Raw genomic sequence first — 13,769 nt, 5'->3', positions numbered from 1 at the left:
CTTGCCGATCGACACGCTCGCACCGCCGTCCACCATCGCCTCTGCCGGGGCAGATCTGATCGCGGACGGGACGCCGCACGGGGCGATGGCCGTGTCCCTGCAGCGCGTGGCCCTCGGACTGGCACTCGCTCGCGACCGCCCGGCTGGCCCTGGTCTTCGGGGAGTCCCTCAACGCCGACGCCGGGATCGGCTTCCTGATGAAGCAGGCGCGCGAGGGGGTGGCCCCGGAGCTGGCCCCGCGCGGCCTGCTGGCGTCGTAGCCCGGGAAGATCCGCCGCCCGCCGCAAGTTAGTAGAACCGTGAACGACATGATGCGGGGCGCGGACGGCCCGGTGGACGTGGACGGGCCGGTGGACGTGGACGTGGTGGTCATCGGCGCCGGGCAGGCCGGCCTGTCCAGCGCCTACCACCTGGCGCGGGCGGGGCTCGACCACGTGGTCCTCGACCACGCACCCCGCCCGGGCGGGGCCTGGCAGTTCCGCTGGCCCTCGCTCACCTACGGCAAGGTCCACGGCATGCACGCCCTGCCCGGCATGGAGCTGACCGACGCCGACCCGCTGCGGCCGTCGTCGCAGGTCATCGGGGAGTACTTCGCCGCCTACGAGGACCGCTTCGACCTGCGCGTACGCCGGCCCGTGGACGTGTCCGCCGTACGCGAGGGGGACGCGGGGCGGCTGCGCGTGGAGACCTCGGCGGGCATCTGGTCGGCCCGGGCCCTGGTCAACGCCACCGGGACCTGGGACCGGCCGTTCTGGCCGCGCTACCCGGGTCAGGAGACCTTCCGCGGCCGCCAGCTGCACACTGCGAACTATCCGGGGCCGCAGGAGTTCGCGGGGGCGCGGGTGATCGTCGTCGGCGGCGGCACCTCGGCCGTGCAGCACCTGCTGGAGATCTCCGAGGTGGCGGCGGGGACCACCTGGGTGACCCGGCGGCCCCCGGTCTTCCGCGACGGCGGCTTCGGCGAGGCCGAGGGCCGGGCCGCGGTGGCCCTGGTCGACGAGCGGGTGCGCCGGGGACTGCCGCCGCAGAGCGTGGTCAGTGTGACGGGACTCCCGCTGAACGACGCCGTCCGGGCCGGTCTGGCCTCGGGCGTGCTGGCCCGGCGGCCCGTCTTCGACCGGATTACCGCCACGGGCGCCGTCTGGGCCGACGGGAGCCGCGTGGACGCGGACGTCATCCTGTGGGCCACCGGCTTCCGGGCGGCCGTCGACCACCTCGCCCCCCTGCGCCTGCGCGAGCCGGGCGGGGGCATCCGGGTCGAGGGGACCCGGGCCGTGCGCGACGAGCGGATCCACCTGGTGGGCTACGGCCCGTCGGCGTCGACCATCGGCGCCAACCGCGCGGGCGGCGCCGCGGTCCGCGAGATCGGCCGGCTCCTGGCCCGCGAGCGGGCCGGCGTCCCGGTCCCGGTCCCCGTACCTGTCCCCGGCCCCCTGCCCGGCCCCGGCCCGGCGGCCTGAGCCCGTCGGCGGGCCTCAGCCTGCCCGGGCCTCGGGTTCGTCGAGGGGGATGATCCGGTCCGGGGTGCCGCCGGCCGCGCGTGCCTCCCGGGTCGAGTACACCCGACCCGTCCCGTCCCGCACCTCCAGAGCCGGATCGGTCCAGCTCTCGGTGGCCTCCGGGACGAGGATGCGCGTGGTGCCCCGCTCCGCGTCGTGGATCAGGAGCGACACGATGGCGTGGAGCTGGCGGCCCATATCGCCGAGCCCCTGCTCCGGGTGGTCCTTAGGGCCGTCGATCTGGATCGTGAAGTAGCGGTCCTCGACCCAGATGCCGCCCTTGTCCAGCCATTCGCCCTCGCCCACGCGCACGCCGTCCACCCAGAGCCGGGCCTTGCCCGGATGGTCGCGGAAAAGGAGCACCGACCGGTGGTCGTCGCCGTCGGCGAAGGTCACGTCGATCTCGTGCGGGGACGAGCAGTCCATGAAGCTGCTGCACGCCCCGGGTATCCCCCGTGCCGATAGCTCGCGAGTTTCTCGCCCGGCGGTACGACGGGGTCCTGACTGCAGGTCCCGGCGAAGCGGCAGGCCCGGTCGACACGCCGGGTGCAACCGATCCCCATCGCCGCGACGTCGCGCGCCGCTGCCTGCGAGAGCAGCTCTCCCAGGCGTTCCACGTACCGTTCCTCACCGACCAGGGCGGTCAGTTCGGCCTCGTCGTACCACCAGTGGAGCAGGTCCACTCCGACGGGGGAACGGGCCAGCCAGCCGCGCCACTCGACCACCCTGCTGCCCCAGTGTTCGACCATCCGCTCGTACCCTGCCCGCTCGGCGGCCGCAGCCGCCCTCGCGTCCGCGTCCAAGCGCGCCTGGATGCGCTTGCCGATCGACTCCGTATCGAAGGCCGGCCCGTCGACCGCTTCCGCGCTCCCATCGGCCTTCGCTTCAGCGTTCGTCTTCGCTCTCCACGGCCATTTCACCGTTCGCCCCCTCGGTCCACTCGCTCGGCAGGCCGCCGATCGTAGAACCGCTGCCGCGCCCACCGCCCCTCATTTCCCGGCGGGACCGGCCCGACCCGTGCGGGAGCCGGCGCCCGCGCGGATCCGGTTGAACTCCGCGACGTGCTTCCTGTGTTCCTCGTACGTCGCCGAGAAACGGGTGTCCCCCGGCTTGACGGTGACGAAGAACAACCAGTCGCCGGGCGTCGGGGCGACCGCGGCTGCCAACGCCTGCAGTCCCGGGCTGTCGATCGGCGCGGGCGGCAGTCCCTGGCGTGCGTAGGTGTTGAAGGGGCTGTCGATCCGGGTGTCGCTCAGCTTGGTGTCCACCGTGCCGCGGTTCAGCGCGTAGTTGATGGTGGAGTCCATCTGGAGCGGCATCGACCTCGCCAGCCGGTTGTGCACCACCCGCGCGACCTTGCCCATGTCGGCGCGGCCTTCGGCCTCCGCCTCGATGATGCTGGCCAGGGTGGCCGTCTGGTACGGGGTCATCCCGTGGGCCTTGCCGCCGTCCACGACGGCCTGGGTGGCGAGCTTCTGGTTCGCCGTCCGCACCATGTGCGCGAGGAGGATGGCCGGGGTGGACTTCGAGGTCACCGGGTACGTCGCCGGGAAGAGGTAGCCCTCCGGATTGCCCTTGGCCTCCGCGGGCAGGGCCAGCCCGGCGGTGGTCACCGCCGCCTTCGTGGATCCCGGCGGGAGCTTCAGCTCGCGGTCGACCGCGGCGTACACCTGCGCGGCCCGCCAACCCTCGGGGATCAGCAGTCGGCGCGGCGTCTCCGGCACTTCGCCACCGCGCAGCATCGGGATCAGGGCGCTCGCACCGAGGGCGAGCAGCGTGCCGAGGAAGAGCGCCAGCCGGCCCCGGCGGGTCAGCCGGGAACGGCGTTGCGGCGGCCGGTACTCATGGCGCATGCGGGAACGCTAACCCGCGATTCATTGCATGTCCGGCACCCGACCCGTGCGCCGGTCGTACGGTCACACATTTACCGGAGCCAGCTGGACGCCCTCGGGCGGTTCGGGCGTGAGGGCGGCGTCCCGGTCCCGGCGGACCAGGGCCGCGTACCGGCCGTCCCTCTTGAGCAGCTCCTCATGGGTGCCGCGCTCGGCGATGCGCCCGGCGTCCAGGACCACGATCTGGTCGGCGTCGCGGACGGTGGAGAGGCGGTGCGCGATGGTGATGGTCGTACGCCCCGCGGAGAGGTCGTCGATGGCCCGCTGGACGGCGTGCTCGGTACGGGTGTCCAGGGCGCTGGTGGCCTCGTCGAGGATCAGCACCGGTGGATCCCGCAGGATGGTGCGGGCGATGGCCAAGCGCTGCTTCTCGCCTCCGGAGAACCGGTAGCCCCGCTCGCCGACCAGGGTGTCGTACCCGTCGGGCAGGGAGGCGATGTGGTCGTGGATCTGGGCCGCGCGGGCCGCCTCGGCGATCTCCTCGTCGGTGGCGTCCGGCTTGGCGAAGCGCAGGTTGTCGGCGACCGAGGCGTGGAAGAGGTAGGTCTCCTGGGAGACCACGCCGATCGAGCGGGCCAGGGAGTCGAAGTCGAGGTCGCGCACGTCCACCCCGTCCAGGGCGACCCGTCCGCCGGTGACGTCGTAGAGCCGGGGCACCAGGTAGCTGAGGGTGCTCTTGCCGGAGCCGGTCGGGCCGACGACGGCGAGGGACCCGCCGGCCGGAACGGTGATGTCGATCCCCGAGAGGGTCGGACCGTTCTTGGCGTCGTACGTGAAGTGCACGTCCTCCAGGGTGACCTCGCCCTTGGCCCGGTCCAGCCGCACCGCGTCCGCGCGCTCGGTGATGTCCACCGGAAGGTCGAGGTACTCGAAGATGCGGGCGAACAGTGCGAGTGAGGTCTGTATCTGCACGCCCGTCGACAGCAGGCTCACGGCGGGCCGGAACAGTCCCTGCTGGAGCGTGACGAAGGCGACGAGGGTGCCGACGGAGAGCGAGGGGGCGCCCGTCTGGAGGGCGATGCCGGCGGCCCAGTAGATGAGGGCGGGCATCGCAGCCATGACGATGCCGATCGTGGACATCCGCCAGCGCCCGGCCATGCTGGAGCGCACTTCCAGAGCGACGAGCTTCTCGGACTCGGCGGAGAAGGCGGAGGTGAGGGACTCGGAGCGGCCCATGGTGCGGCCGAGCAGGATGCCGCTCACCGAGAGCGACTCGGTGACCGTCGCGGCCATGGCGGCCATCTGCTTCTGCCGCTTCATGGTGATCTTCTTGCGCTCCCGGCCGACCCGCCGGCTGATCCACACGAAGACGGGGAGCAGGAGGAGCGAGACGAGGGTGAGCCGCCAGTCGAGCGCGAGCATGGCGACCACGGAGGCGATGACGGCCGTCAGGTTCGAGACGAGCGAGGTCGCGGTGGAAGTGACGGTGGCCTGCATGCCGCCGATGTCGTTGGCGATGCGGGACTGCACCTCTCCGGTGCGGGTCCGGGTGAAGAAGGCCAGCGGCATCCGCTGGAGCTGTGCGTAGACGGCGGTGCGCAGGTCGTGCATGACGCGCTGGCCGACGGTGGTGGAGATCAGGGTCTGGAGCACGCCGAAGACGCTGGTGACGACGGCGGTGAGGATCATGCCGAGCGCGAGCAGGCTGAGCAGCCCGGTGCGGCCCTGCGGGATCGCGACGTCGAGTATCTCCCGGAGCATGAACGGGGAGGCGACGCCGACCAGCGAGGAGGCGCCGACCAGCAGGCCGACGACGGCGAGCCGGCCGCGGTAGGGCCGGAACAGTCCCACGATGCGGCGCAGCTCGCGCGGCTGCTCCGCCGGGGCGGGACGGGCGGGGTCGAGGGGGTCTTTCGATGGGATCCACTTCGGTTCGTCGTGCGGCATGGGCACCCTCTCGGGGGTCTGGGTCAGGGGTCTGGGTCTGGGTCAGGGGTCAGGGGTCAGGGGTCAGCGGTCAGGGTCGAGGTCCTCGCGATGTCCCCTTCGGCGAATTCGGGGCCATTGGAGCATAGGTCATTGTTACCTATGCTCACAATGAACGGCATCCTGATATTGTTCCCGCATGAGCTCCGCCTCCGACACCGATCGCCTCCTCGCCGAACAGCTCCTGCGCCTGACGCGCAGGCTGCACCGGATCCAGAAGCGCCACATGGTGCCGCTCGGGATCACTCCCGCCCAGAGTCGTTTGCTGCGCCTCGTCTCGCACTACGAGGGCGAGCAGGCACCCCGTATGGCGGATCTCGCCGCCCGCCTGGAAGTCGTGCCGCGCGCGGTGACCACCCTCGTGGACGGCCTGGAGGCGGCCGGGTGCGTACGGCGCGCGCCGGACCCCGCGAACCGCCGCGTCATCCGGATCGAGCTCACCGACAGCGGCCGCGCCACGCTGCGCCGACTGCGCAACGCGCGAACCGACGCGGCGGAGGAGATCCTGGCTCCGTTGACCGCCGACCAGCGCGAAGTGCTCGGCGGTCTGTTGGACGCCCTGTCGGACGCCCCGGCGGAGCGCACCTGCTGAGTAGGCCACCCGTGGGCCTCGACGACGCAAGGGGTCGCAGATGCCGCTGCTGGAACCGAAGCCGGGTGCCCTGCGCCCCCGCAGCATCAGCGGCCCCGCCCCCGACCGGCTCCCCGGGCACCGGGCCGGCGGCACGCCCGAGCCGCTGCGCACCGAGCTGACCGAGCTGCTCGGCCCCGAGAAGGTGCTGTGGAAGGTCTCCGACCTGGTCCGCTACGCCTCCGACGCCTCCCCCTACCGCTTCGTACCCCAGGTCGTGGTGATCGCCGAGGACATCGACGACGTCTCGGCGGTGCTCTCGTACGCCCACGGCCGGCAGCGCGAGGTCGTCTTCCGCGCCGCCGGGACCTCGCTGAACGGCCAGGCGCAGGGGGAGGACATCCTGGTCGACGTACGCCGCCACTGGGCCGGGATCGAGGTGCTGGAGGAGGGCCGGCGGGCCCGGATCCGGCCCGGCACCACCGTGGCCCGGGCCAACGCGGCCCTCGCGCGGCACGGCCGGATCCTCGGCCCCGACCCGGCCAGCGCGATCGCCTGCACCCTCGGCGGGGTCGTCGCCAACAACGCGTCCGGCATGACGGCGGGCACCACCCGCAACTCCTACCGCACGCTCTCCTCCCTCACCTTCGTCCTGCCGGGCGGCACCGTCGTGGACACCGCCGACCCGCTGGCCGACGAGGAGCTGTCCCGTGCCGAACCGGCCCTGTGCCGCGGGCTGATGGAGATCAAGCGGGAGATCGAGGCCGATCCCGCGCTGGTCGCCCGGATCCGCGCCAAGTACGAGATCAAGAACACCACCGGCTACCGCCTCGACGCCTACCTGGACGGCACCACCCCCGTCGAGGTCCTGCGGGGGCTCATGGTCGGCTCGGAGGGCACCCTCGGCTTCATCTCCGAGGTCGTCTTCGACACCCTCCCGCTGGACCGCGAACTCTGCTCCGCCCTGCTGTTCTTCCCCTCGCTGCCCGCGGCGGCCGCGGCCGTGCCCCTCTTCAACGGGGCGGGAGCCGTCGCCGTCGAGCTGATGGACGGGAACACCCTGCGCGCCTCGGTCAGCGTCGCGGGCGTGCCCGCCGACTGGGCGGACCTGCCCCGCGAGACCACGGCCCTCCTCGTGGAGTTCCGGGCACCGGACGAGGCCGGCCGGGACGCTTGCGCGCAGCGCGCCGCCCGGCTCCTCGACGGGCTCGACCTGGTCGCCCCGGCGCCTTCGGTCACCAACGCCTTCACCAGCGACCCGAAGACCGTGGGCGGCTACTGGCGGGCCCGCAAGGCCTTCGTCACCGCCGTCGGTGGTGCCCGCGCCCGGGGCACCACCCTGATCACCGAGGACTTCGCGGTGCCGCCGTCCCGGCTGGCCGAAGCCTGCGAGGCGCTCCTCGCGCTCCAGGCGGAGCACGGTTTCGACGCGGCCGTCGCCGGTCACGCCGCCCACGGCAACCTGCACTTCATGCTCGCCTTCGACGCCGCCGACCCCGCCGACGTCGAGCGGTACGGGGCCTTCATGGAGGCCTTCTGCCGGCTCACCGTGGAGCGGTTCGACGGTTCCTTGAAGGCCGAGCACTCCACGGGCCGCAACATGGCCCCGTTCCTGGAGCTGGAATGGGGCCCCGCGGCCACGGCCCTGATGTGGCGCACCAAGCGGCTCGTCGACCCGCAGGGGGTGCTCGCGCCGCGCATCCTCCTCGACCGCGACCCGCGGGCCCACCTGCGCGGCCTGAAGACCATTCCGCAGGTGGAGGCGGTGGTCGACCCGTGCATCGAGTGCGGCTTCTGCGAACCGACCTGCCCCAGCGGGGACCTGACGACCACTCCGCGCCAGCGCATCGTGCTGCGCCGCGAGATGCTGCGCCAGCAGCCCGGCTCCCCCGTGTTGGACGGACTGCTCGCCTCCTACGGCTACGACGCGGTGGACACCTGCGCCGCCGACTCCACCTGCAAGCTCGCCTGCCCGGTCGGCATCGACACCGGGGCGTTGATGAAGGACTTCCGCCACCGCCGCCACGGCCCCCGCGAGGAGGCCGCCGCCGCGCTGGCGGCCCGGCGGTTCGGGGCCGCCGAGTCCGCCGCCCGGGTCACGGTGGCCGCCGCCGACCGGATCCCCTCCCGGGTCGGCGACCGGCTACTGGAGGCGGTCACCGGGGCCGCGCGCAGGGCCGTACGCCCGGACCTGGTTCCGCAGTGGTCGGCGCAGCTCCCCGGCGCCGCCGCCGGTCACCTGCCGCCGACCCGGCGGGTGGGCGCCGCGGCCGTGTACTACCCGGCCTGCGTCAACCGGATCTTCGGCGGCCCGGCGGGCCGGCCGGGCCCCTCCCTGCCCCAGGCCGTCGTGGCCGTGTCGGAGCGGGCCGGGCGGCCCGTCTGGATCCCCGGCGACGTCGCCGGCACCTGTTGCGCGACGATCTGGAACTCCAAGGGCTACGGGGCCGGCGCCCGGGTGATGGCCAACCGGATCGTCGAGGCGGCCTGGGGCTGGACGGCCGGCGGGCTGCTGCCGCTGGTCGTGGACGCCTCCTCCTGCACGCTGGGCATCGCGCGCGAGGTGGTCCCGTACCTGACACCGGAGAACCGTGCCCTCCACGCGGAACTGCGGGTCCTCGACTCGATCGCGTGGGCCGCCGAGGAGCTGCTGCCGCGTCTGGAGGTCCGGCGCAGAGTGGGCTCGGCCGTGCTCCACCCCACCTGCTCGATGCGGCACTTGGGCGACGAGGACCGACTGCGGGCGGTCGCCGAGGCGTGCGCCGAGGAGGTGGTGGTTCCCGACGACGCGGGCTGCTGCGCCTTCGCGGGCGACCGGGGACTGCTGCACCCGGAACTGACGGCCTCGGCGACGGCGCGCGAGGCGGCGGAGGTGACGGCGCGGGCCTTCGACGCGCACCTGTCGGCGAACCGGATGTGCGAGGTGGGCATGGACCGGGCGACGGGGCGGACCTACTACTCGGCCCTGCTCGAACTGGAGCACGCCACCCGCCCGTGAGCGCCGGGGCGCGCAACCCCCCTGACCAGGCGCCACGTTCTCCGCCGCCGCCGCAAACCTGCTGGCCGCAGCGTACGTCCCACGGAAAATCGATTGCCCGGCGTCAGTCCTGAAGGCGAACCTTGCTTGGTTTGGACCACTCGACCAGTCATGGGGCGTCATGCAGATCAGCGATCTTCCGTATCCGGATCCAGGGGTACCCGACGCTCGCTCCGGCCCCCGGTTCCTGCTGTGGCTGGGGCGTGGTCAACTCGGCGGACAGCTCAAGAGCCTGTGCTGGGGGATGCTGCACTTCACCGGCGTCGCCGCACTGCCGTACGCGGTGGGCCTCGGCGTCGACGCGGTCGTCGACCGCCGGCCGAACGGGCTGCTGCTCGTCGGCCTGCTGCTCCTGGTCACCGGCATCGCCATCTCGGTCGGCGATTCCATGCTCCACAGCACGGCCGTCACCAACTGGATCACCGCCGCGGCACGGGTGCAGCAGCTCCTGGCGCGCAAGACGGCCGAGCTGGGCTCCGCCCTCACCCGCCGGGTCGCCGCGGGTGAGGTCGTGGCGGTGTCCACGGGCGACGTCGAGAAGATCGGATGGTTCGTCGAGGCGGTCTCGCGCTTCCTCGCGGCCGTCTTCTCCGTCGTCCTCGTCTGCGTCGGGCTGCTGTTCTACGCCCCCGAGCTCGGCGTGGTCGTGGCCATCGGCGTCCCGCTGATCGCCCTGGCCCCGCTGCCGCTGCTGCCGCGCGCCACCCAGCGCGCCGACGTCCAGCGGGAGAAGGCGGGCAAGGCCACCGAGCTGGCCTCCGACACCGTCGCGGGCCTGCGCGTGCTGCGCGGCATCGGCGGTGAGGAGCTGTTCCTCGGCCGCTACCGCGAGGCCTCTCAGGAGGTTCGCGAGGCAGCCGTGCGCAGCGCCCGGATGTGGGCGCTGATCTCCGCGATCCAGGTGGTGCTCCCGGGCGCGCTGATGATCACGGTGGTCTGGTACGGCGCCACGCTCGTCTCGGACGGGCGCATCGCGGTGGGCGAGCTGGTCGCCGCGTTCAGCGCGGTCGCGACCCTGCTCTACCCGCTGCGGCACTTCCAGGAGATCGCCATGGCGTACTCCTTCTCGCGTCCCTCCGCCCAGCGGGCCGCCCGGGTGCTGTCACTGACCCGGACGGACGCCGCCGGCGAGCGTCCGGCGCGCACCGACCCGGTGACGGCACCGGCCGCGGGCGGGGACCTGTACGACCCGCGGACCGGGCTGCTGGCCCCCGCGGGACGGTTCACCGCCGTCGTGTGCGGGGATCCGGACCTGGCCGGGCGGCTCGCCGAACGCCTGGGCGGCCATCCGATGGACGGCGACCCGGTGTCGGAGGCCGGAACCGAAGCGGAGGCCGACGCCGGGACCGGTTCCGGGGCAGGTTCCGGGACCGGTTCCGGGGCAGGTTCCGGGGCCGACGAGGTCGGGGCGCCGTCCGTGCTCCTCGGCGGAGTCGCGCTGGACGAGCTCGAGCTGGACACCGCGCGCACCCTGGTCCTCGTCCAGGACAAGGATCCGGTGCTGCTGTCCGGGACCCTGCGGGAGCTGTTCGACGTCCCGGCCTCCGGAGCGGTCGAGTCCGGTGCGGCGCTGGGCGCGGCCCAGTGCGCGGACGTCCTGGACGCACTGTTGCAGGCGGCGCCGGACGGGGTCGAGGACCCGATGGACGCCCGGATCACCGAGCGCGGCCGGTCCCTGTCGGGCGGCCAGCGCCAGCGGCTCGCCCTGGCCCGGTCCCTGGTCACCGACCCGGAGGTGCTCGTGCTGGACGAGCCGACCTCCGCGGTCGACTCGCACACCGAAGCACGGATCGCGGACGGGATCGCGGCCCTGCGCGCCGGGCGGACCACGGTGGTGCTGGCGTCCTCGCCGCTGCTGCTGGACCGCGCGGACCGGGTCGTGCTCATCGACGGGGGCACGGTGGCGGCCGTCGGTACCCACCGCGAGCTGCTCCAGCGCGAGCCGCGCTACCGGGCGGTCGTCACCCGCGAGACCGATGAGGAGCAGCGGCTCAGCGGGCTGGAACTGACAGAGCTGGCAGAAGCACTCACAGAGATCGAGGAATCCGCATGATCGGCGTGGCGCCGCCGGAGTACGATCCGGCGGCCCCCGACTCGGCCGCGACCCTGCCCGTGGGCACGTCGGCGACCGTTCGGGGCTATGTGCGCGACCTGTTCCGGCGCCACCGGCGGGCCTTCGTGGCGCTGGTGAGCGTCAACGCGGCCGCGGTGATCGCCTCCATGGTCGGCCCGTACCTGCTGGGCCGGGTCGTGGACGACCTCTCGGCGGGGGCGCGCGAGCTGCATCTGGGGCGTGTGGCACTGCTGTTCGCGCTGGCGCTGGCGGTCCAAACGTTCTTCACCCGGCTGGTCCGGCTGCGCGGGGCGATGCTCGGCGAGGAGATGCTGGCCGATCTGCGCGAGGACTTCCTGGTGCGGTCGGTGGGTCTGCCGCCGGGCGTGCTGGAACGGGCCGGTACCGGTGATCTGTTGTCGCGGATCACCACCGACATCGACCGGCTCGCGAACGCGATGCGCGAGGCCGTGCCGCAGCTGGCCATCGGTGTGGTGTGGGCGGGGCTGCTGTTCGGGGCGCTCGCGGTGACCGCGCCGCCGCTGGCGCTGGCCGCGCTGGTGGCGCTGCCGGTGCTGGTGATCGGCTGCCGCTGGTACTTCCGGCGGGCACCGTCGGCGTACCGCTCGGAGGCGGCCGGCTACGCGGCCGTCTCTGCGGTGCTCACGGAGACGGTGGACGCGGGCCGCACGGTCGAGGCGCACCGCCTCGGGCCGGAGCGGATCGCGCTGTCGGAGCGGCGGATCTCGCAGTGGGTGGCGTGGGAGCGGTACACGCTCTTCCTGCGGATGGTGCTCTTCCCCGTCATCAACGTCACCTTCGTGACGATCCTCGGTTCGGTGCTGCTGATCGGCGGCTTCTGCGTGATGCGGGGCTGGATGTCGGTCGGGCAGCTGACCACGGGCGCGCTCCTGGCCCAGATGCTGGTCGATCCGATCGGTCTGATCCTGCGCTGGTACGACGAGTTGCAGGTCGCCCAGGTCTCGCTCGGCCGCCTGGTGGGTGTACGGGAGATCGAACCGGACGCGGGGGACGCGAAGGTGGCGCCCGAGGGCAGGGACGTGCGGGCCCAGGAGGTCCACTTCGGCTACCGGGCGGGCGTGGACGTCCTGCACCAGGTGTCGATGTCCGTGCCGCCGGGCACCCGGATGGCGCTGGTCGGCCCCTCGGGAGCGGGCAAGTCCACCCTGGGACGGTTGCTCGCGGGCATCTACGCGCCCCGGACCGGCGAGGTCACCCTCGGCGGGGCGCAGCTGTCGCGGATGCCCGCGGAGCGGGTGCGCGAACACGTGGCCCTGGTCAACCAGGAGCACCACGTGTTCGTGGGCACGCTGCGGGACAATCTCCTCCTCGCGCGGACGGGCGCCGGTGACACCGAGCTGTGGGCGGCGCTGGCGGCGGTGGACGCCGACGGCTGGGCGCGGGCCATGGAGGCCGGCCTGGACACCGAGGTCGGTTCCGGCGGCACGGTGCTGACCCCGGCGCAGGCGCAGCAGATCGCGCTCGCCCGGCTGGTGCTGGCCGACCCGCACACGCTGGTGCTGGACGAGGCCACCTCGCTGCTGGACCCGCGCGCGGCCCGGCACTTGGAGCGCTCGCTGGCCCGGGTGCTGGACGGCCGCACGGTCATCGCCATCGCCCACCGGCTGCACACCGCGCACGACGCGGACGTGATCGCGGTGGTCGAGGGCGGCCGGATCAGTGAACTCGGCTCGCACGACGAGCTGGTCGCGGCCGACGGGGCGTACGCCGCGTTGTGGCGGTCCTGGCACGGCTGAGCCCGTGACGGAGGCCCGTCAGCTGGTCCGGGGAAGTCGGACGGCCTCGATCACCAGGTCACGGAGCACTGCTTCGACCAGGTGATCGGGGCCGACGACTTGGGTGACCCGCAGGTCGTGGTCGGCGCCGAGGACCCCCGAGCGGTCCTCGGCCCGCGGGTCGGCCGTGACGGCCTAGATGAAGCCGAGGGCCGAGGCTCCGCCGAAGCCGCCCAGCAGGATGAAGACCGGCATGAGGACCTTCAGCTCCACCCAGCTTCCGGCGCGGAACCGCATCGCCTTCGGCGGGCCGATCGGGTACCAGCGCTTGCCGGCGATCGGCAGCGGCCACAGGACGGGGCAGCCGGAGACGGTGAGTGCGTCGCCGATGTCGTGGACCAGGGCCCCGAGCACGATCGGCAGGCCGAGCCAGAGGTACTCCTGGCCCGCTCCGTCGAACAGCCAGTTCGCGCCGTTGCCGGGCTGGTCGAGGACCCCGGCCAGGATCCACGCGCTGGTCGCGCCGAGCAGCCAGACCAGGACGTCGCTGGACATCCGGGCGGCCCGCCACAGCAGGCCTTCGACCGCGAGCACCAGGTGCACGAAGAGCAGGGCGAGCACGCCCCAGCGGTCGGCGGTGACGGCGAGCAGGGAGGACCCGCCGCCGATCAGGACGGCCCAGAGCCAGGTGTGCGTCAGGGTGCGGTGGCCCCCGGTGCGACGGGCGTCCTTCGTGGAGCGGGTGCCCTTGTAGACGGCGTAGGAGATCTTGTCGACCACCTCGCACACGCCTTTGGAGAGCGGGCCGAAAGCGCGGGAGATCGTCGCCGACTTGTGATCGAGGTCGGGGGCGAGTGCCGCCCCGGCGCAGATCAGCGCTCCGACGACGAGGACGGGCCAGGGCATGGGGTGTCCGGCGGCCGCGGTGGCTGCGCCCACCCCCAGCCAGGCCGCTGCCCCGGACAGTGAGTGCGCCGGACCCATCATGGTCGTTTCCCGCCCCGCTGGTGTGTGGTCGGGCCCGGTCGACTGTT

General features: G+C 73.2%; 10 protein-coding genes and 1 pseudogene. 6 read left to right on the top strand and 5 right to left on the bottom strand.

All coding sequences use genetic code 11. The features are described from left to right. Position 1: 1 nt before the first annotated feature. Positions 2-127: pseudogene (locus tag OG594_RS17110) on the top strand (ABC transporter permease); the annotation flags it as partial. Positions 128-308: 181 nt separating this feature from the next. Beyond that, entirely contained in the window at positions 309-1,460 is a 1,152-nt protein-coding gene (locus OG594_RS17105) for an FAD-dependent oxidoreductase (protein ID WP_266602983.1), read from the top strand. A gap of 15 nt (positions 1,461-1,475) precedes the next feature. Here OG594_RS17105 and OG594_RS17100 read toward each other — a convergent pair whose 3' ends face one another. The 4 genes from OG594_RS17100 to OG594_RS17085 form a co-directional block, all read right to left on the bottom strand. Next, positions 1,476-1,925: a hypothetical protein gene (locus OG594_RS17100; RefSeq protein WP_266599730.1), complete on the bottom strand. Its 450-nt coding sequence runs from the start codon at positions 1,923-1,925 to the stop codon at positions 1,476-1,478. After that, entirely contained in the window at positions 1,892-2,419 is a 528-nt protein-coding gene (locus OG594_RS17095) for a hypothetical protein (RefSeq protein ID WP_266599728.1), read from the bottom strand. Before OG594_RS17095 ends, OG594_RS17100 begins: the two co-directional genes overlap by 34 nt. 69 nt (positions 2,420-2,488) lie before the next feature. Beyond that, on the bottom strand, positions 2,489-3,352 hold the full coding sequence (mltG, locus tag OG594_RS17090) for an endolytic transglycosylase MltG (protein WP_266599726.1): 864 nt from the start codon (positions 3,350-3,352) through the stop codon (positions 2,489-2,491). A 63-nt stretch (positions 3,353-3,415) separates the two neighbouring features. Continuing rightward, on the bottom strand, positions 3,416-5,278 hold the full coding sequence (locus OG594_RS17085) for an ABC transporter ATP-binding protein (protein ID WP_266599724.1): 1,863 nt from the start codon (positions 5,276-5,278) through the stop codon (positions 3,416-3,418). A 178-nt stretch (positions 5,279-5,456) separates the two neighbouring features. On the opposite strand from OG594_RS17085, the gene OG594_RS17080 reads away from it, so the two are divergent. The 4 genes from OG594_RS17080 to OG594_RS17065 all read left to right on the top strand — a co-directional run bounded on the left by OG594_RS17080 (position 5,457) and on the right by OG594_RS17065 (position 12,756). Continuing rightward, entirely contained in the window at positions 5,457-5,909 is a 453-nt protein-coding gene (locus tag OG594_RS17080) for a MarR family winged helix-turn-helix transcriptional regulator (RefSeq protein WP_266599722.1), read from the top strand. 40 nt (positions 5,910-5,949) lie between these two features. Beyond that, the gene (locus OG594_RS17075; RefSeq protein ID WP_266599720.1) at positions 5,950-8,886 is read left to right on the top strand and encodes an FAD-binding and (Fe-S)-binding domain-containing protein; all 2,937 of its coding nucleotides are present in this window, start codon (positions 5,950-5,952) and stop codon (positions 8,884-8,886) included. 160 nt (positions 8,887-9,046) lie between these two features. Beyond that, on the top strand, positions 9,047-10,978 hold the full coding sequence (locus OG594_RS17070; RefSeq protein ID WP_266599718.1) for an ABC transporter ATP-binding protein: 1,932 nt from the start codon (positions 9,047-9,049) through the stop codon (positions 10,976-10,978). Next, on the top strand, positions 10,975-12,756 hold the full coding sequence (locus OG594_RS17065; protein WP_266599716.1) for an ABC transporter ATP-binding protein: 1,782 nt from the start codon (positions 10,975-10,977) through the stop codon (positions 12,754-12,756). Before OG594_RS17070 ends, OG594_RS17065 begins: the two co-directional genes overlap by 4 nt. A gap of 174 nt (positions 12,757-12,930) precedes the next feature. Here the strand turns inward: OG594_RS17065 and OG594_RS17060 are convergent, their stop codons facing one another. Beyond that, positions 12,931-13,722, bottom strand: a complete 792-nt coding sequence (locus tag OG594_RS17060) for a metal-dependent hydrolase (protein ID WP_266599714.1) — start codon at positions 13,720-13,722, stop codon at positions 12,931-12,933. Positions 13,723-13,769 lie beyond the last annotated feature (47 nt).

It is taken from the genome of Streptomyces sp. NBC_01214 (genome assembly GCF_026340975.1).
Taxonomy (GTDB): Bacteria; Actinomycetota; Actinomycetes; order Streptomycetales; family Streptomycetaceae; genus Streptomyces.
The sequence above is the reverse complement of the archived record's forward strand: the minus strand, read 5'-3'. Positions and strand labels throughout refer to the sequence as shown.